Genomic DNA, 20946 nt, shown 5'->3' with positions numbered 1-20946 from the left:
CGCTGCCTAAATTTTAGTCAAAATCACGCTTACTTAGGCTCTGTCCCGAACCATTTTTTGTAGATAGCGTTATAAGTGCCGTTGTCTTTCAATGTCTTCAGCGCGCCGTTCACTTTGTTACGCAGGTCGTCGCTGCCTTTCGGGAATGCGATACCATAATCTTGCGCTTCAATAGAGCTGCCTACTGCTTTAAAGCGGCCTTTACCTGCGGTGTGGATGAAGTACAGGATGTTTGGCGTGTCATGCAGCACAGCGTCTGCACGATTGGTGCCGAGTTCCATGTAAGCATTGTCGATATTTGGGAACTGGCGCAGATCTTTGGATTTGATATGCGCTTTCGCATAATCAACCGAACCGGTGCCGCTCTTCACAGCCACGACTTTGCCGTTCAGGTCATCAATTCCTTTGATGTCATTTTCGTTGTTACGCACCATCACTAACAAACCACTTTTGTAGTAGCCGTCGGAGAAGTCGATGGCTTTCTGACGCTCAGGCGTGATGGTGATACCCGCCAGTGCAACATCAACGTTCTTGGTTTGCAGCGCAGGAATAATGCCGCTGAAGTCCATTGGCTTCAGGGTGTAGTCCAGCTTCAGCTCTTTAGCGATAGCGGCCCATAAATCAACGTCGAAACCGACATAGTCATTGCCCTGTTTGAATTCAAACGGAACAAAGGCGGTGTCAGTAGCGACGACCAGTTTTTTATCTGCTGCGGTGGAAGAGAGTGAGAAGGCCAGCGCCAGCGCTGCCACAGAAACTTTCATCAAAGACTTCATCATTTTTCCTTATCAGGGCCGGGTGCAACCCGGGTGGTCTGGATTTCGTAAGCAATAAACGTGCCAACTCCAGCTATTATAATCATATCAGTACGTTATGGTCGCATGCTGACACGATTCTCCTACGCCACCCATGAGGGCACTATTTTGGTGCCCCATTTTGGTGCGTAGTGCTATTTTGGTGCGAGCACAGTGTGCACGACTTCTTTCCAATGTGAAGATAAAAGAAAAAGAAATGTTAACAAAGTCAAAAAAATGTTTCGTTATTTGCAGCGGGTACAAAAAAGGCGGGATAACCCGCCTTATTATTAGCAACGAAATTATTCAATATTCGCTTCGATGAACCACAGGAATTTATCCAGGTCGCGAGAAGCAGCCGTGAAAATATCTGCGGTATCTTCATCAGAGACTTCACTGATCGCTTTGCGGGTGGCATTTGCCACAATCGCATAACGGTCTGCCAGCGCTTTAAGATGATCCTGCACGCTGTGAATATTTAACGGGTAGCTTTTCAGTGGAGTCTTGTCGTTGACCACCTGAGTGGTACCTAGGGCGATGCCGCCTAACTGCACTGCGCGTTCAGCGATGGTGTCCTGATGATCAGCGATGGCTGCACGGAAGCCATCCAGCATTTCATGTACGCCGATGAAGTTAGCGCCACGCATGTTCCAGTGGGCCTGCTTGGTGATCAGAGAAAGATCAATAAAGGCGACAACCAGGCGATTCAGCACGTCGATAGTGGCTTTTTTATCTGCATCCGACACATCGTTGCGGGTGTAGATCAGCTCTGCATTTTTAGTTTTTACCAGTTTTGCGGTACTCATCAGTTCAATCCTCTCGATGATGGTGTGCCTAATTAACAACGAAACTAAGTATAGCAGCGGGTGCTGATTCTGCCTTCCCGGTATGAGCGATAGCTGAAATAGAGATAACTTAACAAAGCAGTAGGGGGTTATTTTAGAAAAACAGGTAACGTGATTTGATAATCGTTCTTATTCATGTTCGCAATCGGGGATTTTATATTAAACGTCAAACATGGCAGCGTAATGACAAGTTAGAGAGTGCCATTACGCTGCGGCAATTTATTATTGGTTTTCGAGCTTGATCGGACTGACCTGACTCTTTTTGGGGCGCATGGTGAGCGTGGAACCGGCAGAAGCGAAGATAATCGCGATGATAGCCAGCGCCTGTTGTGTGTTTAGCGTTTCCCCTAAAAACATAATCCCGGAGAGTGCCGCTACCGCAGGTTCCAGGCTCATCAGCGTACCGAAAATGCGTGCTGGCAGGCGCGTCAGTGCCACCATTTCCAGCGAGTAGGGCAGGGCTGAGGAGAGAATTGCCACAATCAGCGCCAGTGGAACCACATTCCAGTGCCAAATCCCCTCACTGGCGAAGGTCAGCCCGAGGGGCACGAAGATAACCGAACCAATCAATGACCCCATTGCCACGGTTGCCGGGCCATGGCTGCTGCCCGCACGTTGCCCAGCCAGAATGTATACCGCCCAACACGCACCGGCACCAATCGCAAATACCGCACCCAGTGGATCAATGTGTTGCATATTTGCACCAATAGGAAGCAGGAACGCGAGGCCAGCTACCGCGAGTGCGACCCAGATGAAATCCAGCGCGCGCCGCGATCCTGCCAAGGCTAACGTCAGTGGACCGAGGAATTCAAGTCCCACGGCGACGCCAAGCGGCAGGGTGCGTAGCGATAAATAGAAAAGAAAATTCATACAGCCAAGCGCCAGGCCATAATAGATCAGCGGACGACGCTGTCCGGCACTGAATTTCAGCCGCCAGGGTTTAAAGATCAGGCATAACATGACCGTGCCGAAGCCAAGACGCAATGCGGTAACGCCAGTCGCGCCCACTTGTGGAAACAGGGATTTTGCCAGTGCAGCACCACCCTGCAGGGAAACCATGGAGATCAGCAGTATTGCAACAGGTAACAAGGCAGAGGTGAGGTTTTTACTTTTTAATGCTGGAGACATCCTTTATAGCCTTTTTAGTTTGTATGTTCCGTCAGAGATAGACACTGCTCAGTGTAACTCAGGAGTGCTGAGTAAAAATGCGTAGACGAAAATTAAAAAAAAACAATCTACAGAAGGGCAATAAGTAAGCTTTTTTACACTGTTTCTGTAAAGAATTGTCAGGCATTTTTTAGGATAAAACTTAAAGGCAAAAAAGATGTGAACTAATTTAAGGGCGAATTTTTTGGTATTTTTATCAATTATTTCAATTGGATAGATTGATTCATTAACGTTCTGTTACACCAAACAATTCGTTAGACAACAAAATTCGAGCAGAGTTTCTTTCTGTTCTTTGTTATATTTTTAGAGTTGTCAGGAGAAAGTATTATCACATTTGAGGTGGTTATGAAAAAAATTGCATGTCTTTCAGCACTGGCTTGTGTTCTGGCTGTTTCTGCAGGTTCCGCAATGGCACAGAGCACTGTGTCTGTCGGCTACGCGCAGAGCGACTTCCAGGGCGTGGCTAACAAAGCTAACGGTGTCAACCTGAAGTATCGCTGGGAAGACGGTACCGACCCACTGGGTTGGATCGGCTCCTTTACCTACACCACAAAGAACAACACCATTGATGGTTTCTACAACAAAGCCAACTTCTACAGCCTGAGCGGTGGTCCAGCTCTGCGTCTGAATGACTGGGCAAGCATCTACGGTGTAGTTGGTGTTGGTTACGGCACCCGTAAATTCAACAGCAACGTTCCACGTAACGAAAACCAGAATGACCGCTGGGGCTTCGTATACGGTGCGGGTCTGCAGTTCAACCCAATCCAGGATATCGCTATCGATGCAGGCTATGAGCAGAGCCGCCTGAAAAATACCGATATCGGCACCTGGATCGTGGGTGTAGGCTACAGCTTCTAATTTAGCGCTGTAGTAACGAAAAGGCTCATGCATCGCATGGGCCTTTTTTGTTACTGACGACGATTATTTCTGCTCAGCCTTCAGCCACGCAATCTCATCTTTCCAGATATCCGGATTAATGGTCTCTAGAATCATTGGAATGCCATCAAAACGCGCATCTTTCATTAGCCAGCTAAACACCGTTTTGCCAATATTGCCTTCGCCCAGACTGTGGTGGCGGTCAACGCGGCTACCCAGAGCACTTTTTGCATCATTCAGGTGCATGCCACGCAGGTAGTTAAAGCCCACCGTCTGTTCAAATTCACGGAACGTTGCCACACAAGCCTCTTCGGTACGCAGATCGTAGCCGCCGGCAAAGGCATGGCAGGTATCAATACAGACACCGACGCGGGTTTTATCTTCAACGTGTTCAATGATAGTCGCTAACTGCTCAAAGCGAAAACCCAGGTTGCTGCCCTGACCTGCGGTGTTCTCAATCACCGCCGTCACCCCTTCGGTCTTATCCAGCGCAATATTGATGGATTCCGCAATTCGTTTCAGGCATGCCAGTTCATCAATTTGCTGGAGGTGGCTACCGGGGTGGAAGTTAAGCAGCGTCAGCCCCAGTTGACTGGCCCGGTTGAGTTCATCAATAAACGCTTCACGGGATTTTTCCAGTGCTTCTTCTACGGGATGGCCGAGGTTAATCAGGTAGCTGTCATGGGGAAGGATCTGCTGCGGGCCGTAATTATATTTCTCGCAGGCGGCTTTAAAAGCGCTAATCACACTTTCCGATAGCGGTGCTGCACGCCACTGGCGCTGGTTCTTGGTAAACAGGGCAAAAGCCGTGGCTTCAAGTTCGTGTGCGCGAATAACGGCCTGATCCACGCCTCCTGCTGCGCTAACGTGCGCGCCAATATATTTCATGCCAATCTCCTGTCAGGCGTTGCACTGGTGCAAACGCTGCATGATACCTGATGCCCGTCGAAGAAACGACTGCGCAAGCCTGGGCAGTATGGCGCAGTAATAGTATGCTCAAAGCCGCAAAATACGCGTCATTAATACTAAAAATGATTATTTATCGATAATCAACCACTATAATTGCTTGATTGCGGTACCTACGGCCGCTTTGCATTGTGAGGAGTACGCATGCACATTACGCTGCGTCAGATAGAAGTCTTTACCGAAGTCCTGAAAAGCGGATCAACCACCCAGGCCTCGCAGGTGTTGTCGCTGTCTCAGTCTGCTGTGAGCGCCGCACTGGCGGATTTGGAAAACCAGCTTGGGGTGCAGTTGTTTGATCGGGTAGGGAAGCGGTTGGTGTTAAACGAGCATGGCCGTTTGCTTTATCCGCGCGCCATTGCGCTGTTAGAGCAGACCAGCGAAATCGAACAGCTGTTTAAAGAAGACAACGGTGCCATCCGCATTTACGCCAGCAGTACCATCGGCAACTATATGTTGCCGGGGATGATCGCCAGTTATCGCCGGGATTTCCCGACGCTGCCGCTGGAACTCAGTGTGGGCAACAGTCAGGACGTGATTAACGCGGTGGTCGACTTCCGGGTGGACTTAGGCTTGATCGAAGGGCCATGCCATGTGCCAGAGCTGATCAGTGAGCCGTGGCTGGAGGACGATTTAGTGGTCTTCGCCGCACCGAATGCGGCTATCTTGCACTCTCCCATTACTCTGGAGAGCCTGGCTGAAGCGCCGTGGATCCTGCGTGAACGCGGATCGGGCACGCGGGAAATCGTCGATTTCCTGCTGCTCAAGCACTTGCCAGCGTTTCAACTCGGTATGGAGCTAGGCAATTCAGAGGCGATCAAGCATGCGGTGCGTCATGGCATGGGGATTAGCTGCCTGTCGCGCCGGGTGATTGAAGATTTACTCGAAGCCGGAACCCTGGTCGCACTGGATATTCCGCTGCCGCCGCTGACGCGAACGCTGTATCGCATTCGCCATCGCCAGAAGCATCTTTCTAAGGCAATCAATCGTTTCCTCTCTTATTGCAGTGAGTAACCGCTAATGATCGTCCTGCGATCATGAACGAAACTAATAACCTCTGCACTGCCGCTATACAGCGCAGTGCAAGCTGTTACAATCGCGCCTTATTTTTATCCCGCGTAGCGTTTCCACATGCATAATGACTCAAATACAACACAACAACCTGCGCTTAGGCGCGAACTCAAGGCACGTCATCTGACGATGATTGCCATCGGCGGCTCAATCGGTACTGGGCTGTTTGTGGCATCTGGCGCCACCATTTCTCAGGCAGGACCCGGTGGGGCTCTGCTCTCCTATGCGCTGATTGGCTTAATGGTCTACTTCCTGATGACCAGCCTCGGCGAACTTGCCGCTTTCATGCCGGTTTCCGGTTCTTTCGCGACTTACGGTTCCCGCTATGTTGAAGAGGGCTTTGGTTTTGCCCTGGGGTGGAACTATTGGTACAACTGGGCGGTGACCATTGCCGTCGACCTTGTCGCCTCGCAACTGGTCATGAATTACTGGTTCCCGGATACCCCTGGCTGGATCTGGAGCGCACTGTTCCTCGGTCTGATGTTCCTGCTTAATTACATTTCGGTGAAGGGATTTGGTGAGGCCGAATACTGGTTCTCATTAATCAAAGTCGTTACCGTCGTGATCTTTATCGTGGTGGGCGTGCTGATGATTGCTGGCATTATGCGCGGCGGCGAAACGGCAGGCTGGCATAACTGGCAGGTTGGCGATGCGCCGTTTGCCGGTGGCTTTGCGGCGATGATTGGCGTAGCAATGATTGTCGGGTTCTCTTTCCAGGGCACTGAGCTTATCGGTATTGCTGCGGGCGAATCAGAAGATCCGGCGAAGAATATTCCCCGCGCCGTGCGTCAGGTGTTCTGGCGTATTCTGCTGTTCTACGTGTTTGCGATTCTGGTCATCAGCCTGATTCTGCCATACACCGATCCTAAACTGCTGCGCAACGATGTAACCGATATCGGCGTCAGTCCGTTTACGCTGGTCTTCGAGCATGCGGGCCTGCTCTCTGCGGCGGCGGTGATGAATGCGGTGATCCTGACTGCCGTGCTCTCAGCAGGGAACTCCGGCATGTACGCGTCAACGCGTATGCTGTACACCCTGGCTTGTGATGGCAAAGCGCCGAAAATTTTCGCCAAACTGTCTAAAGGCGGCGTGCCGCGCAATGCGCTGTATGCAACCACCGTGGTGGCAGGGCTCTGCTTCCTGACCTCTAAATTTGGCAACCAGGAAGTGTACCTGTGGCTGTTGAACACCTCAGGGATGACCGGCTTTATTGCCTGGTTGGGCATTGCCATTAGCCATTACCGTTTCCGTCGTGGTTATGTGGCACAGGGGAATGACCTGGCCGCGCTGCCATACCGTTCGGGTTTCTTCCCGCTGGGGCCGATTTTCGCCTTTGTACTGTGCCTGATCATCACTCTGGGCCAGAACTACCAGGCGTTCCTCGCCGATCGTATTGATTGGTATGGTGTTGCCGCAACCTACATTGGTATTCCGCTGTTCCTGATCATTTGGCTGGGCTACAAGCTGACGCGCGGCACCCGTATGGTCAAATACAGTGAAATGACGTTTGATAACAAGCAGTAACGTCTTTGGCTGGCGCAGTTTTTTACTGCGTCAGCACATCGTATCCTTCCGGTTTAACTGATAATTGTTATCATTCTTTTTACACGTTGCCTCTATTGGCCATATTTCGTGATAACAGGACCGATCATGAGCCTTACCGATTCCACCTCAGCGCTTCCCCGTCAACAGGATGCGCTGGGCCGCTACCACCAGGTGCTGCGCAAACGCCTGCTGATTATTGGCGTGTTGGCGCTGTTTATCCTCGCCTCTCTATTGCTTGATTTTACGCTGGGCCCAGCCGGGCTATCCCTTTCTACTTTGTGGCAGGCGCTGGTCCATCCGGCGGTTGCGGATGCGGGTACGCGAGTAATCGTCTGGGATATCCGTTTGCCTTACGCGTTAATGGCGGTGGTGGTGGGGTTTGCGCTTGGTCTTGCAGGTGCAGAGATGCAAACCATTCTGAATAACCCACTTGCCAGCCCATTTACCCTGGGCGTCTCTTCTGCGGCGGCGTTTGGCGCGGCCCTGGCGATCGTGTTAGGCATCGGTATTCCGGGGATCCCGGATTCGTGGTTTATCTCCGCTAATGCGTTTATTTTCGCGCTGCTCGCCGCGCTGTTACTGGATGGTATTACGCGCTGGACGCGCGTCGCCAGTTCCGGGGTGGTGCTGTTTGGTATCGCGTTGGTGTTTACCTTTAACGCGCTGGTGTCGATGATGCAGTTCATCGCCAGTGAAGATACGCTTCAGGGGCTGGTGTTCTGGACCATGGGCAGCCTGTCCCGTGCTTCCTGGGACAAACTGGGGATTCTGTTCGGTGTATTTATTGTCCTGTTACCGCTTTCGCTGCGCAGCAGTTGGAAACTTACGGCGCTGCGCTTAGGGGAAGATCGTGCCATTAGTTTTGGTATTGATGTTCGTCGTCTGCGTCTCACCACGCTGTTGCGTATCAGTATTCTTTCGGCGCTGGCCGTGGCGTTTGTGGGGCCTATCGGCTTTATTGGTCTGGTGGCACCGCATATCGCGCGCATGTTGTTTGGCGAAGATCACCGCTTTTATCTGCCAGCCAGCGCATTGATAGGCGGGCTGGTACTGTCACTGGCTTCCGTTGCCTCTAAGAACCTGATTCCGGGCGTCATTATTCCGGTGGGGATCGTCACTTCATTGGTCGGCGTGCCTTTCTTCCTGTCGATTATCTTGCGTCACCGGGGGAATGTGTAATGGGCGAGGGATTACGTTTACAGCAGTTTTCGGCCGGATATCCGCGTCGTCAGGTGATTGATCAGCTGGATGTGCCGGTACTGCCTCGCGGTAAAATCACCGTGCTGTTAGGGCCAAACGGCTGTGGGAAATCGACGTTATTGCGCGCAATGGCCGGGCTAGGCAAGGGCAGTGGCGAGCTGTGGCTAAACGGTGATGAGTTGATGTCACAGCCGTTCACGCGTCGGGCCCAGCGGGTGGTCTATTTGCCGCAGACACTGCCTGCGGGGGTTCACCTGCATGTGCTGGAATCGGTGATTGTCGCGCAGCGGGCTTCTGGCGGTGAAACCACCTCGGAAGAAGATGTGATGCACCTGTTGCGCCAGTTAGGGATTGCTCACCTGGCGATGCACTATCTTGATCAACTTTCGGGCGGTCAGAAGCAGTTAGTGGGCCTGGCCCAGTCGCTGATCCGCCGCCCTGAGCTGTTACTGCTCGATGAGCCTCTGAGTGCGTTGGATCTTAACTATCAGTTCCACGTGATGGATCTGGTACGGCGGGAAACGGCGTTACGCAACATCGTTACGGTGGTGGTGGTGCATGATATTAATATCGCCTTGCGCCATGCCGACCATGCCTTGATGCTGAAAGAGGGGAAAAAAGTCGCCGATGGCGCACCGGTGGACGTGATCACTCCGCAGACTCTGGCAGAAGTGTATGGCGTTCAGGGGCGTATTGAGTGCTGTTCCCAGGGGATGGCGCAGGTGATGATTGATGGGCTGGTTGCAGCGCCCCTGCTGTAGGGGCGCTGAAAGACTACACCAGCAGATGGCGGGCGTGGAAGCGCAGGTGATCTTCCACAAAGCTGGCGATGAAGTAGTAGCTGTGATCGTAGCCAGGCTGAATGCGCAGGGTGAGCGGGAAACCGATCTCCTGCGCGACGCGATCCAGCTGCTCCGGCTGAAGCTGATCGGCAAGGAACTGATCGCTGTCGCCCTGATCGATCAGGATCGGCAACTGATGTCCGGCGTCACGCAGCAGTTCGCAGCTATCCCACTCGCGCCACTGGGTCTTATCTGCACCCAGATAAGCGTTAAAAGCTTTCTGGCCCCAGGGGACGTTGCAGGGGTTCACAATTGGTGCGAATGCCGAAGCGGACGCAAAGCGGCCAGCCTGACGCAGCGCCAGAACCAAAGCACCGTGACCGCCCATGGAGTGGCCCATAACCGACTGACGATCGCTGACTTTAAACTCGCTGGCAATCAATGCAGGCAGTTCATGAGCGAGGTAGTCGAACATCCGATAGTGTGCTGACCACGGAGCCTGGGTCGCGTTAAGGTAGAAACCCGCCCCCTGACCGAGGTCGTAGCCTGCATCGTTCGCGACATCATCACCGCGTGGGCTGGTATCTGGCATCACCAGCACCAGACCCAGTTCGTCAGCCACGCGTTGTGCGCCGGCTTTAGTGGTAAAGTTCTCATCGGTGCAGGTTAACCCGGCGAGGAACCACACCACAGGGGGCGCAGTATCACCCTGCGTTGGCAAAAAGATGCTGAAGGTCATCGGACAGTTCAGGACTGTCGATTGATGCCGCCAGCGTTGTTGCCAGCCGCCAAAGCTGCGATGCTCCTCCAGCAGTTCCAGTCTGGATGTCATACGGCCTCCGTTACTTGTCGAAGTGAATCACGGTACGGATAGATTTGCCTTCGTGCATTAAATCAAATGCATCGTTGATCTCTTCCAGTGGCAGATTGTGGGTGATGAAGTCGTTCAGCGCGAATTTACCGTCGAGGTAATCCTGCACAATACCCGGCAGCTGGCTACGGCCTTTCACACCGCCGAATGCAGAACCACGCCATACGCGGCCAGTCACCAACTGGAATGGACGGGTTGAGATCTCCTGACCTGCACCAGCAACCCCGATAATCACAGATTCGCCCCAACCTTTGTGGCAGCACTCCAGCGCTGAACGCATCACGTTAACGTTGCCGATGCACTCAAACGAGTAGTCCACGCCGCCGTCGGTCAGTTCAACAATCACGTCCTGGATCGGTTTTTCATAGTCTTTCGGGTTGATCAGGTCGGTGGCACCCAGTTTGCGGGCCAGTTCAAATTTACTGGTGTTAATATCGATACCGATGATGCGGCCCGCTTTCGCCATTTTTGCACCGATAATCGCCGACAGGCCAATACCACCCAGACCAAAGATGGCGACAGTATCCCCTTCTTTAACTTTTGCGGTGTTCATTACAGCACCCATACCGGTGGTGACGCCACACCCTAACAGGCACACTTCTTCCAGCGGGGCTTCTTTACTGATTTTTGCCAGTGAAATTTCCGGCACAACCGTGTATTCAGAGAAGGTAGAGGTCCCCATATAGTGGAAGATAGGCTTACCGTCTTTGAAGAAGCGGGTGGTGCCATCGGGCATCAGGCCTTTGCCCTGGGTGGTGCGGATGGCCTGACACAGGTTGGTTTTACCTGACAGACAGAATTTACATTTGCCGCACTCTGGGGTGTACAGTGGAATGACGTGATCGCCAACTTCCACGCTTGTCACGCCTTCGCCCACTGCTTCAACAATCCCGCCGCCTTCATGGCCCAGAATCGCCGGGAACACACCCTCAGGATCGCTACCGGACAAGGTATAAGCATCGGTATGGCATACGCCTGTCGCCACGATGCGCACCAGCACTTCACCTTTTTGCGGTGGCATCAAATCAACTTCTTCAATTTTCAGTGGCTCACCAGCGGCCCAGGCAACGGCAGCACGGGTTTTGATCATGTTCATACAATCCCTCTTGTCAGTAATCAGCGCATCGCGCCTAGATGGTCGTGAATAATCGTGTGGTTCAGGTTGAAGAGACCGGAAAGCGCAGCTCATCGTTCTGCGGCCGGTCATCAAACATCTCAATAATCAGGTATTTCAGCGCCTCTACGTTGGGGGTAAAGGCATCACGTCGCCACAATAACCAGGTGGCGGTATTCTGGTAGGCATCGGGCAGGGTGTGGCTCTGGACACGGGCGCGCTCTCCCATCTGCCCCAGTACGGAAGCGGGGATCACCGCGACGCCAGCGCCACCCGCTACGCAGGCCAACATGGCGTGATAGGACTGAATTTCCATCACGCTATGGGGCGCAATATTGCTATCGCGGTACCAGGCCTCGGTTTTGGTGCGGTAGGAGCAGCTGTTACGAAAAGCAAACAGCGTGTCATGTTGCACATCCACCGCGCTCTCAATAGGGACATGTTCAAGGCTGCTGATCAGCACCAGCTGTTCGCGAAAAGCGATGCAGCCGTTTAAATCGTCATAGGGGGCCGGGCCATCCACCAGCGCGGCAGCCAGTGTGCCTTCACGCACTTTGTCGATAATTTCACCGGATGTATTGGTGATCAACGAGAGTGACACCTGCGGATAGCGCTGGTGATAAGCCGCTAGCAGGCGTGGCAGGCGCGTGGCCGCAGTACTTTCCATCGACCCCAGCGCAAAGTTTCCCGCGGGTTCGCCAGCGCGGCTGATGCTTAGCGCTTCATCACTCAGTGCCAGAATACGCTGGGCATAGCAGAGAAAGTTGTGACCCATGGGTGACAGGCGCAGACGCTGTTTTTCCCGGATAAACAGGTCAACCCCCAACTCCTCTTCTAGCTGGCGTAGGCGCGTCGTCAGGTTCGACGGAACCCGGTGCAGTTGCTCCGCCGCACGCGCCAGCGAGCCACTTTCCGCCACTGCACAGAACATACGTAACTGGACTAAATCCATACATTCTCTTTTTGTAAGCAACTATGGTTGGTTTGTTCACTAATCGTGAGTTTAGCCATTATGCTTTATCATGGCAAGTGCTGCAAAGCTGGGCATAAAGCGTGACGATAATGAAAAGCTTTCATCCCCAATCAGATTGATTGCTGGATTACCCGCGCGGAGTGCTTCACAATACGGCCTCAGAAATATTGCCCGCTGGCAAGATCCGGCGGATGCACTACCCAGCCGGAGAAAGAAACAATGAGTACCTTAAGTCAGGCCGCTTCCCTCGTGCATGAAACGCTGTTGGCACGCGGTCTTGAGACCCCGCTACGCGCACCTGCACGTGATATCGATGATGAAACCCGTAAGCGCCTGATCGCTGGTCATTTGACCGAAGTCATGCAGTTACTCAATCTTGATCTGGAAGATGACAGCCTGATGGAGACGCCACACCGCATCGCTAAGATGTATGTGGATGAGATTTTTTCTGGTCTCGATTACGCCAACTTCCCGAAAATCACCCTGATTGAAAACAAAATGAAGGTTGATGAGATGGTCACGGTGCGTGATATCACCTTCACCAGTACCTGTGAGCATCACTTTGTCACTATCGACGGTAAAGCAACCGTAGCTTACATTCCGAAAGATAAAGTGATCGGCTTGTCAAAAATTAACCGTATTGTGCAATTCTTTGCGCAGCGTCCGCAGGTTCAGGAGCGTCTGACGCAGCAGGTCCTGATTGCCTTACAGACTCTGCTCGGTACCAACAACGTGGCCGTTTCAATGGATGCGGTACACTACTGTGTGAAAGCGCGTGGCGTAAAAGATGCTACCAGCGCCACCACCACCACCTCGCTCGGTGGCTTGTTCAAATCTAGCCAAAACACCCGTCAGGAATTTTTACGCGCGGTGCGCCACAGCTAACAGCCTTGCCAGGCTGGCATAACAGGACGTCCTATGCAGCGTTATCAAGCGATCGATTTTATTCGCGGCCTGGCAATTCTTGGCATTCTGCTTCTCAATATCGTCGGTTTCGGCCTGCCTTCGGCGGCGTATCTCAATCCCGCCTGGGCGGGCAGCATCAGCCTGGTCGATGCCTGGAGCTGGGCGCTGATGGACGGCCTGGCACAGCTAAAATTCCTCACGCTGTTCGCCTTGTTGTTTGGGGCAGGGCTGTCGCTGTTACAGCCGCGCGGCACCAGCTGGATCACCGCACGCCTTGTGCTGCTGATGCTGTTTGGCTTGATCCACGGGCTGCTATTCTGGGAAGGCGATATTCTGTTGGATTATGGCCTGATTGGCCTGCTTATCTGGCGGATGCTGCGCAATGTGCCTGACAATGGCGCGTTATTTAAAACCGGGGTACTGCTGTATTTAATGGGCTGCGGTGTGCTGCTGGTGTTTGGTGCCATTTCCAGTCCAAACCCTGGCGAAAGCTGGTTGCCTGGCCCAGCCACGCTGGAGTATGAGCGTTACTGGAAGCTGGCGGGCGGACTGGAAGCCTTTACTAACCGGCTTGATCACCTCTCAAACGGCCTGATGGCGCTGCTGTCACAATATGGCTGGCAGTTGGCGGGGCTGATGCTGATGGGGGCGGCCCTGCTACGCAGTGGCTGGCTGAAAGGCGAGTTTCCGCTGGCGCACTATCGGCGCTGTGCCGCGATTATGCTCAGTATCGGCGCGCTGCTGGCGTTGCCGGGCATTGTATTACAGTGGCAGGTGCAGTGGGCATTCCGCTGGACCGGCTTCTATTTGCAGCTGCCACGGGATTTAGCCAGCCCGTTTATCAGCCTCGGCTATGCGGCATTATGTTTCGCTTTTTGGCCACACATTTCCCGCTGGCGTCTCTGTTATGCGTTGCAATGCGTTGGACGTATGGCGCTGAGTAATTATCTGCTGCAAACGTTGATTTGCACCACCTTCTTCTATCATTTTGGTCAGTTCATGCACTATGGCCGCGCACAGCTGCTGATGTTTGTGCCACTGGTATGGCTGATTAACCTCACGTTCTCACTGCTCTGGCTGCGCTATTTCCGCCAGGGGCCGATGGAGTGGCTGTGGCGTCGCCTGACTGACCGCATCGCACAACACTTTTCTTAATCCAGATGATGACCGCCGTCACAAACCGAGCAGGTTTGATGTAACCGCTTTCATTGATGTGACGCAATTCACGCTGTTACTGCTGCCAGGCTGACACAATAGCGCCGAAAACTTTCATCGGCGTAAGCCGTTTTTTTCCTCTGTGGAATAGCTGCATGATAACAATCCGTGATGTTGCCCGTGTGGCTGGCGTCTCAGTGGCCACGGTGTCCCGAGCACTTAACAACAGTAGCGCAGTGACGCCAGAAACCCGTGAATCGGTGCTGCAAGCCGTTGAGTCTTTGGGATATCGCCCGAATGCCAATGCCCAGGCACTGGCAACCCAAATCAGCGATACCATTGGTGTCGTGGTAATGGATGTGTCCGATCCCTTCTTTGGCGCGCTGGTAAAAGCGGTCGATACCGTGGCACAGCGTGTGCAAAAGCATGTGCTGATTAGCAACTCCTGGCATCAGGAAGAGAAAGAGCGCCATGCGATCGAGGTATTGATCCGTCAACGCTGCAATGCGCTGGTGGTGCACGCGAAAACGCTTTCAGACGCAGAGCTGGCAAACTTTATGCGTCAGGTGCCGGGTATGGTGCTGATTAACCGTATCGTGCCGGGTTTTGCCCATCGCTGTGTGTGTCTGGATAACGTAGCGGGTGCCGTCACTGCCTCAAATATGTTGTTACAACAAGGGCATAGACGAATTGGTTATCTCTGTTCCAGTCATCATATTGAAGATGCCGAGCAGCGGCGCAGTGGCTGGCTCCAGGCCCTTGCAGCTCAAGGCATTCATCCGCCGGAGAGCTGGATAGCCAGCGCGGAGCCCGATATGCAAGGCGGAGAAGCGGCTATGGTGGAACTGCTTGGGCGTAATCAACAGCTAACGGCCGTGTTTGCCTACAATGATGGCATGGCTGCGGGGGCGCTAACCGCCCTGAAAGACAACGGCATTCAGGTGCCTCAGCAGGTTTCCGTCATTGGTTTTGATGATATTCCAATGTCACGCTATACCGATCCTCAGCTCACAACAGTGCGCTATCCAATTGTTTCTATGGCGAAACTGGCCACTGAGCTGGCATTGAAAGGGGCGGCAGGTGAGTTGGATGACAACGATCAGCACTGTTTTATGCCCACGCTGGTGCGCCGCCACTCCGTTGCGCCGTTACAAAATGTGGCATCCGTCACTATTTCCACAAACAGCACCATGTAACCGTTTTCAATCTGTGATTGTATTCACAGTTAACTGGCCCTGCGCTCAACTATGATGGCGGCGTCATTACTGAATGAAACATTATGTAACGCCACACCAGGCCGCTGGGGCAGTTTCTCCGGTCGGCAGAAAAAGTTCACGACATATATCAGGATGCAGCGTTACACGGACAGTGAAGGTTTTAATGAAATATTTAACCGCTGTTTCTGCGCACCCTGTCGGGTGCCAGAACCAAACGACCCTGCACAAGAACCGGAGTTATTATGAATAAGAAGGTTTTCACCCTCACAGCACTGGTTGCCGGCATGATGATGGGCTCTGTGGCACATGCTGCTGATACACGTATTGGCGTCACCATCTATAAATACGATGACAACTTCATGTCGATGGTGCGTAAGGATATCGAGAAAGAAGCGAAGACCCTGGGCGGCGTACAGCTGTTGATGAATGACTCACAAAACAGCCAGTCTACCCAGAACGACCAAATCGATGTGCTGATGGCAAAAGGGGTTAAGGCGTTAGCGATCAACCTGGTTGACCCAGCGGCTGCGGGCACTGTGATTGATAAAGCACGCGCAAACGATGTGCCGGTGGTGTTCTTCAACAAAGAGCCGAGCGCGAAGGCCTTAGCCAGTTACGATAAAGCCTATTACGTTGGCACCGATTCTAAAGAGTCAGGTATTAAACAGGGCGAGCTGATTGAGAAACACTGGAAGGCTACGCCAGCATGGGATCTGAACAAAGACGGCCAGATTCAGTACGTGCTGCTGAAAGGCGAGCCAGGCCACCCAGATGCGGAAGCCCGTACCAAGTATGTTATCGATACCCTGAACAAAGACGGCATCAAAACCCAGCAGCTGGCGATGGACACAGCAATGTGGGATACCGCACAGGCTAAAGATAAAGTCGATGCCTGGTTGTCTGGCCCGAACGGCAAGAAAATTGAAGTGATCATCGCCAACAACGACGCGATGGCAATGGGTGCGGTAGAGGCGCTGAAAGCGCACAACATGAGCAACGTGCCGGTCTTCGGCGTGGATGCGCTGCCAGAAGCGCTGGCGTTGATCAAATCAGGCGCAATGGCCGGTACCGTGTTGAACGATGCTGAAAACCAGGCAAAAGCCACCCTCGATATCGCCAACAATCTGGCGCAGGGTAAAGAGCCGACGGCGGGCACCAGCTTCAAGATGGAAAACAAAGTTGTCCGCGTACCTTATGTACCGGTAGATAAAGATAATCTGGCCCAGTTCCAGAAATAAGTGGGTTTACAGGCGCGGAGTCTTCCGCGCCTGAATCCGAATCATCACCGTTTTGTTAGCCAGGTAAATTATGGCCAGTGATAATCCGACCGCACAGCGTGAATATCTGCTGGAGATGACTGATGTCAGTAAGTCATTCCCAGGAGTGAAAGCCTTAGATAACGTGAATTTAAAAGTGCGGCCTCACTCCGTTCACGCCTTAATGGGTGAAAATGGTGCCGGTAAATCCACTTTATTAAAATGCCTGTTTGGTATTTATAGCAAGGATACGGGGAGCATCCTGTTTCAGGGTGAAGAAGTTAATTATAAGTCTTCGAAAGAAGCGCTGGAAAATGGCGTTTCTATGGTGCATCAGGAGCTGAACCTGGTGTTACAGCGCACGGTCATGGACAACATGTGGCTGGGGCGCTATCCGCGCAAAGGTTTTTTTGTCGATCAGGATAAGATGTATCGTGATACCAAAGCGATCTTCGATGAACTGGATATTAATATCGACCCGCGCGATAAAGTGATCGATCTTTCTGTCTCACAGATGCAGATGATTGAAATTGCTAAGGCATTCTCGTATGACGCGAAAATCGTCATTATGGACGAGCCAACGTCGTCATTAACCGAAAAAGAAGTTAATCACCTGTTTACCATTATCCGTAAGCTGAAAGATCGTGGCTGCGGGATTGTGTATATCTCCCACAAGATGGAAGAGATTTTCCAGCTGTGTGATGAAATCACCATTCTACGCGATGGTCAGTGGATTGCGACCCGCCCGCTGGAAGGGCTGGATATGGACAAGATCATCTCAATGATGGTGGGTCGTTCATTGAATCAGCGCTTCCCGGACAAGTCCAACGTTCCGGGCGAAACCATCCTGGAAGTGCGCAATCTGACTTCGCTGCGTCAGCCTTCGATTCGGGATATCTCTTTTGATCTGCACAAAGGAGAAATTCTGGGGATTGCGGGCCTGGTCGGGGCGAAGCGTACCGATATCGTTGAGACGCTGTTTGGTATCCGTGAAAAGTCAGGCGGTACGATCAAGCTGCATGGTAAAGCGATTAATAATCACAGCGCGAATGAAGCTATCAATCATGGTTTTGCGCTAGTGACTGAAGAACGTCGTTCAACGGGTATTTATGCTTACCTGGATATTGGTTTTAACTCGCTGATTTCCAATATCAAGAAATATAAAAATTCAATCGGGTTGCTGGATAACAAGCGCATGAAGAGCGATACCCAATGGGTAATCGATTCTATGCGTGTGAAAACACCAGGTCAGCATACACAGATTGGTTCTCTTTCTGGCGGTAACCAGCAGAAAGTGATTATCGGGCGTTGGTTATTAACGCAGCCCGAAATTTTGATGCTTGATGAGCCAACGCGTGGTATTGACGTTGGGGCAAAATTCGAAATTTACCAGCTTATCGCTGAGCTGGCGAAGAAAGAGAAAGGCATCATTATTATCTCGTCCGAGATGCCGGAATTGTTGGGCATTACCGATCGTATTCTGGTGATGAGTAACGGTCAGGTTGCGGGCATTGTTGATACCAAAACCACCACGCAGAACGAAATATTGCGTTTAGCGTCATTACATCTCTGATGAGCAAGGGCTGTTAACATGAAAGCGACTACAAAAAAGAATGCGCTAACCTGGTTAAAAGAGGGCGGTATTTACGTCGTCCTACTGGTGTTGCTGGCAATCATTATTTTCCAGGATCCGACGTTCCTGAGTTTGATGAACCTGAGTAACATTCTGACGCAGTCTTCAGTGCGTATTATTATTGCCCTCGGTGTAGCGGGTCTGATTGTGACCCAGGGTACGGACCTGTCTGCCGGACGTCAGGTGGGCCTGGCAGCCGTTGTGGCAGCAACCTTGCTACAGGCAATGGATAACGCCAATAAAGTGTTCCCGCATCTGGATACCGTGCCGATCCCGGTGGTGATGCTGATTGTGTGTGTGATTGGTGCGCTGATTGGCCTGGTGAACGGTGTGATCATTGCCTATCTGAAGGTGACGCCGTTTATCACCACGCTGGGTACCATGATTATCGTGTATGGCATTAACTCACTCTATTTTGACTATGTGGGTGCTTCGCCAGTTGCAGGATTTGATGCCGGTTTCTCTAAATTTGCTCAGGGCTTTTTCCGCTTCGGTGATTTTAAGCTCTCTTACATTACTTTCTATGCGGTGATTGCTATCGCGTTTGTCTGGATTCTGTGGAACAAGACCCGCTTTGGTAAGAACATTTTTGCCATCGGCGGTAACCCGGAAGCAGCAAAAGTGTCTGGTGTGAATGTGCCTTTCAACCTGATTCTGGTGTATGCGCTGTCCGGGGTGTTTTATGCCTTTGGCGGGATGCTGGAAGCGGGCCGTATCGGCAGTGCAACCAATAACCTCGGCTTTATGTATGAGCTGGATGCGATTGCAGCCTGTGTGGTTGGTGGTGTTTCCTTCGCCGGTGGGGTGGGGACTGTCGCTGGGGTTGTTACCGGCGTGTTAATTTTCACCGTCATTAACTATGGTTTGACCTATATTGGTGTGAACCCATACTGGCAGTACATTATTAAGGGTGGCATTATTATTTTCGCGGTCGCTCTGGACTCACTTAAGTACGCCCGCAAGAAGTAATTGCCCGGTTATTTGCAGCAGGTTCGAAACGGCCCCTGAGTGGGCCGTTTTTTTTGTTTTTATCTCAGAAATAAACGTTATCGAACTGATTGGTAAATAAAGCGTTAAAAGTGTCATTTTTCATAGGGATAGCTTCGCTGGAATCAATTGGAAAGCGGGCGCTAACTTACTGAAGATAAAAATTTTAAATGGATGAGCAGCAAAAAATGCTGGGGCAAAATTATGCTCGTTGACTTTATTTAAAGCAGTGGCAAACTGCGCGCAATATCCTTCTTTCCTTTGGATTTTTAATCCCTATGTCTACCTGGACTCGCCCCGTGCTGCTGCTGCTGTGCGGCCTTATGCTGTTGACTGTTTCCATTGCGGTGTTAAACACCCTGGTTCCGCTTTGGCTGACGCACGATCAGTCAGCAACCTGGCAGATTGGAATGGTGAGCTCTTCCTATTTTACCGGCAATTTGCTGGGGACGATTATCGCCGGAATGTTAATTAAAAGTTACGGGTTTAACCGTTGTTATTATTTCGCTTCGGTGGTGATTGCCGTGGCTACCGGTTTACTACTGCCTTTGGCTGGATTCTGGTCGTGGAGCCTGCTGCGTTTTATTGCCGGCATTGGCTGTGCGCTGATTTGGGTCGTGGTTGAGAGTGCGTTATTACGCAGCGGTACGGTACGGAATCGTGGTCAGCTTTTAGCGGCCTATATGATGGTTTATTACCTGGCAACGGTTGCGGCCCAGTTGTTAGTGAGCAAGTTACCTACGGCCTTGTCCCACGTTATTCCGTGGGTCACGGTACTGATTTTGTGTGCGATTTTGCCGCTGGTGTTTACGCGCGTCGCTTCTGCACAGGAAGAGGTGATTGAGCCGAGTTCTGCCGCCCGTATCTGGCCGATGTTCCGTCGTCGCGGTTCGCGCCTGGGCATTAATGGTTGCATCATTTCCGGCATTGTTTTGGGTTCACTGTATGGCTTGATGCCGCTGTTTCTGTCCCATCAGGGAATGAGCGATGCCAGCGTGGGCTACTGGATGGCGCTGTTAATCAGTGCCGGTATTCTAGGACAGTGGCCAATCGGCAAGCTGGCCGACCGTTTTGGTCGTCTGCTGGTGCTGCGGGTGCAGGTGTTTGTGATTATTCTTGGTGCTCTGGCGATGCTGTCTGGCGCAGCGATGGGACCTTCACTGTTTGTGTTGGGTCTGGCGGGCTTTACCCTTTATCCGGTTGCGATGTCCTGGGCTTGTGAAACGGTTTCTCATCATGAGTTAGTTGCCATGAATCAGGCATTGTTGCTGAGCTATACCATCGGCAGTCTGGTGGGGCCAGGCATGACGGCGGTGTTGATGCAGAGCTATTCCGATCGTCTGTTGTTCGTGACCATTGCTACCGTGGCGTTGGTGTATCTGTTTATGCTGCTGCGCAAAGCCGATCGCAGCGCTACACCGGTTGCTCACGCCTGATTTTCTGCTGGAAAGTTGCTGTGGGTTCTGGTGGCAGGTCAGACAATGGGGGGTATGCCTGCAAAGGAACCCGCATCCTGCGATCCGCTGGCACATCCATGTGCCAGAGGCATTTGCTGTCATACCCCCCATCATCTTCCCAATAGCAGCAGTGC

The 20946-nt window shown here is 52.2% G+C and carries 19 protein-coding genes; 12 read left to right on the top strand and 7 right to left on the bottom strand.

Annotated features, from left to right (window positions below; all coding sequences use genetic code 11):
• Positions 1-29 precede the first annotated feature (29 nt).
• The 3 genes from glnH to rhtA form a co-directional block, all read right to left on the bottom strand.
• Positions 30-776 carry a glutamine ABC transporter substrate-binding protein GlnH gene (gene glnH, locus B880_RS0120880; RefSeq protein WP_017349410.1) on the bottom strand — a complete coding sequence of 249 codons (747 nt, stop codon included), beginning with the start codon at positions 774-776 and terminating at the stop codon, positions 30-32.
• A 320-nt stretch (positions 777-1096) separates the two neighbouring features.
• Positions 1097-1600: a DNA starvation/stationary phase protection protein Dps gene (gene dps, locus B880_RS0120875; protein WP_017349409.1), complete on the bottom strand. Its 504-nt coding sequence runs from the start codon at positions 1598-1600 to the stop codon at positions 1097-1099.
• Between the two features lie 261 nt (positions 1601-1861).
• Entirely contained in the window at positions 1862-2767 is a 906-nt protein-coding gene (gene rhtA / locus B880_RS0120870) for a threonine/homoserine exporter RhtA (RefSeq protein ID WP_017349408.1), read from the bottom strand.
• 384 nt (positions 2768-3151) lie between these two features.
• Between rhtA and ompX the strand changes: the two genes are divergently transcribed.
• Positions 3152-3664 carry an outer membrane protein OmpX gene (gene ompX / locus B880_RS0120865; RefSeq protein ID WP_017349407.1) on the top strand — a complete coding sequence of 171 codons (513 nt, stop codon included), beginning with the start codon at positions 3152-3154 and terminating at the stop codon, positions 3662-3664.
• 63 nt (positions 3665-3727) lie between these two features.
• Here ompX and nfo read toward each other — a convergent pair whose 3' ends face one another.
• Positions 3728-4570: a deoxyribonuclease IV gene (gene nfo / locus B880_RS0120860; protein WP_017349406.1), complete on the bottom strand. Its 843-nt coding sequence runs from the start codon at positions 4568-4570 to the stop codon at positions 3728-3730.
• A gap of 222 nt (positions 4571-4792) precedes the next feature.
• Here nfo and yieE point away from each other — a divergent pair, with 222 nt between their 5' ends.
• The 4 genes from yieE to B880_RS0120840 all read left to right on the top strand — a co-directional run bounded on the left by yieE (position 4793) and on the right by B880_RS0120840 (position 9222).
• Entirely contained in the window at positions 4793-5659 is an 867-nt protein-coding gene (yieE, locus tag B880_RS0120855) for a DNA-binding transcriptional regulator YeiE (protein WP_017349405.1), read from the top strand.
• Between the two features lie 117 nt (positions 5660-5776).
• Positions 5777-7240 (top strand): amino acid permease, encoded by a 1464-nt coding sequence (locus B880_RS0120850; RefSeq protein ID WP_026042815.1) that lies wholly within the window; start codon positions 5777-5779, stop codon positions 7238-7240.
• 126 nt (positions 7241-7366) lie between these two features.
• Positions 7367-8440 (top strand): FecCD family ABC transporter permease, encoded by a 1074-nt coding sequence (locus tag B880_RS0120845; RefSeq protein ID WP_017349403.1) that lies wholly within the window; start codon positions 7367-7369, stop codon positions 8438-8440.
• Positions 8440-9222: an ABC transporter ATP-binding protein gene (locus B880_RS0120840; RefSeq protein WP_017349402.1), complete on the top strand. Its 783-nt coding sequence runs from the start codon at positions 8440-8442 to the stop codon at positions 9220-9222. The genes B880_RS0120845 and B880_RS0120840 overlap by 1 nt, the downstream gene beginning before the upstream one ends.
• 13 nt (positions 9223-9235) lie before the next feature.
• On the opposite strand, the gene fghA is transcribed toward B880_RS0120840, so the two are convergent.
• The 3 genes from fghA to ptrR all read right to left on the bottom strand — a co-directional run bounded on the left by fghA (position 9236) and on the right by ptrR (position 12180).
• Positions 9236-10075, bottom strand: coding sequence for an S-formylglutathione hydrolase (gene fghA / locus B880_RS0120835; RefSeq protein WP_017349401.1), 840 nt, complete (start codon positions 10073-10075; stop codon positions 9236-9238).
• 10 nt (positions 10076-10085) lie between these two features.
• Positions 10086-11210: an S-(hydroxymethyl)glutathione dehydrogenase/class III alcohol dehydrogenase gene (locus B880_RS0120830; RefSeq protein WP_017349400.1), complete on the bottom strand. Its 1125-nt coding sequence runs from the start codon at positions 11208-11210 to the stop codon at positions 10086-10088.
• Between the two features lie 61 nt (positions 11211-11271).
• Positions 11272-12180, bottom strand: a complete 909-nt coding sequence (gene ptrR, locus B880_RS0120825) for a putrescine utilization regulator PtrR (protein ID WP_017349399.1) — start codon at positions 12178-12180, stop codon at positions 11272-11274.
• A gap of 240 nt (positions 12181-12420) precedes the next feature.
• Here ptrR and folE point away from each other — a divergent pair, with 240 nt between their 5' ends.
• From folE to B880_RS0120790, 7 genes are all read left to right on the top strand, one after another.
• On the top strand, positions 12421-13086 hold the full coding sequence (gene folE, locus B880_RS0120820; protein WP_017349398.1) for a GTP cyclohydrolase I FolE: 666 nt from the start codon (positions 12421-12423) through the stop codon (positions 13084-13086).
• A gap of 33 nt (positions 13087-13119) precedes the next feature.
• Positions 13120-14262: a DUF418 domain-containing protein YeiB gene (gene yeiB, locus B880_RS0120815; protein ID WP_017349397.1), complete on the top strand. Its 1143-nt coding sequence runs from the start codon at positions 13120-13122 to the stop codon at positions 14260-14262.
• Between the two features lie 155 nt (positions 14263-14417).
• Complete coding sequence (gene galS, locus B880_RS0120810) at positions 14418-15458, top strand: HTH-type transcriptional regulator GalS (protein ID WP_017349396.1); 1041 nt, start codon at positions 14418-14420, stop codon at positions 15456-15458.
• Between the two features lie 263 nt (positions 15459-15721).
• Positions 15722-16717, top strand: a complete 996-nt coding sequence (mglB, locus tag B880_RS0120805; protein ID WP_017349395.1) for a galactose/glucose ABC transporter substrate-binding protein MglB — start codon at positions 15722-15724, stop codon at positions 16715-16717.
• A gap of 70 nt (positions 16718-16787) precedes the next feature.
• A complete protein-coding gene (gene mglA, locus B880_RS0120800) occupies positions 16788-18308 on the top strand; it encodes a galactose/methyl galactoside ABC transporter ATP-binding protein MglA (protein WP_017349394.1) in 1521 nt (506 codons plus the stop codon).
• A gap of 18 nt (positions 18309-18326) precedes the next feature.
• The gene (gene mglC, locus B880_RS0120795) at positions 18327-19337 is read left to right on the top strand and encodes a galactose/methyl galactoside ABC transporter permease MglC (protein WP_017349393.1); all 1011 of its coding nucleotides are present in this window, start codon (positions 18327-18329) and stop codon (positions 19335-19337) included.
• Between the two features lie 296 nt (positions 19338-19633).
• Complete coding sequence (locus tag B880_RS0120790) at positions 19634-20791, top strand: MFS transporter (protein ID WP_026042814.1); 1158 nt, start codon at positions 19634-19636, stop codon at positions 20789-20791.
• Positions 20792-20946 lie beyond the last annotated feature (155 nt).

Origin of the sequence: Pantoea sp. A4, assembly GCF_000295955.2 — a bacterium.
GTDB lineage: Bacteria > Pseudomonadota > Gammaproteobacteria > Enterobacterales > Enterobacteriaceae > Pantoea > Pantoea multigeneris.
Note: the sequence above shows the minus strand (reverse complement) of the source record. Positions and strands in the feature narration are given on the sequence as shown.

Excerpts from the sequence above, each read along its gene's own strand:
- glnH (WP_017349410.1), bottom strand. The coding sequence starts at position 776 with ATGAAGTCTTTGATGAAAGTTTCTGTGGCAGCGCTGGCGCTGGCCTTC.
- dps (WP_017349409.1), bottom strand. The coding sequence starts at position 1,600 with ATGAGTACCGCAAAACTGGTAAAAACTAAAAATGCAGAGCTGATCTAC.
- rhtA (WP_017349408.1), bottom strand. The coding sequence starts at position 2,767 with ATGTCTCCAGCATTAAAAAGTAAAAACCTCACCTCTGCCTTGTTACCT.
- ompX (WP_017349407.1), top strand. The coding sequence starts at position 3,152 with ATGAAAAAAATTGCATGTCTTTCAGCACTGGCTTGTGTTCTGGCTGTT.
- nfo (WP_017349406.1), bottom strand. The coding sequence starts at position 4,570 with ATGAAATATATTGGCGCGCACGTTAGCGCAGCAGGAGGCGTGGATCAG.
- yieE (WP_017349405.1), top strand. The coding sequence starts at position 4,793 with ATGCACATTACGCTGCGTCAGATAGAAGTCTTTACCGAAGTCCTGAAA.
- B880_RS0120850 (WP_026042815.1), top strand. The coding sequence starts at position 5,777 with ATGCATAATGACTCAAATACAACACAACAACCTGCGCTTAGGCGCGAA.
- B880_RS0120845 (WP_017349403.1), top strand. The coding sequence starts at position 7,367 with ATGAGCCTTACCGATTCCACCTCAGCGCTTCCCCGTCAACAGGATGCG.
- B880_RS0120840 (WP_017349402.1), top strand. The coding sequence starts at position 8,440 with ATGGGCGAGGGATTACGTTTACAGCAGTTTTCGGCCGGATATCCGCGT.
- fghA (WP_017349401.1), bottom strand. The coding sequence starts at position 10,075 with ATGACATCCAGACTGGAACTGCTGGAGGAGCATCGCAGCTTTGGCGGC.
- B880_RS0120830 (WP_017349400.1), bottom strand. The coding sequence starts at position 11,210 with ATGAACATGATCAAAACCCGTGCTGCCGTTGCCTGGGCCGCTGGTGAG.
- ptrR (WP_017349399.1), bottom strand. The coding sequence starts at position 12,180 with ATGGATTTAGTCCAGTTACGTATGTTCTGTGCAGTGGCGGAAAGTGGC.
- folE (WP_017349398.1), top strand. The coding sequence starts at position 12,421 with ATGAGTACCTTAAGTCAGGCCGCTTCCCTCGTGCATGAAACGCTGTTG.
- yeiB (WP_017349397.1), top strand. The coding sequence starts at position 13,120 with ATGCAGCGTTATCAAGCGATCGATTTTATTCGCGGCCTGGCAATTCTT.
- galS (WP_017349396.1), top strand. The coding sequence starts at position 14,418 with ATGATAACAATCCGTGATGTTGCCCGTGTGGCTGGCGTCTCAGTGGCC.
- mglB (WP_017349395.1), top strand. The coding sequence starts at position 15,722 with ATGAATAAGAAGGTTTTCACCCTCACAGCACTGGTTGCCGGCATGATG.
- mglA (WP_017349394.1), top strand. The coding sequence starts at position 16,788 with ATGGCCAGTGATAATCCGACCGCACAGCGTGAATATCTGCTGGAGATG.
- mglC (WP_017349393.1), top strand. The coding sequence starts at position 18,327 with ATGAAAGCGACTACAAAAAAGAATGCGCTAACCTGGTTAAAAGAGGGC.
- B880_RS0120790 (WP_026042814.1), top strand. The coding sequence starts at position 19,634 with ATGTCTACCTGGACTCGCCCCGTGCTGCTGCTGCTGTGCGGCCTTATG.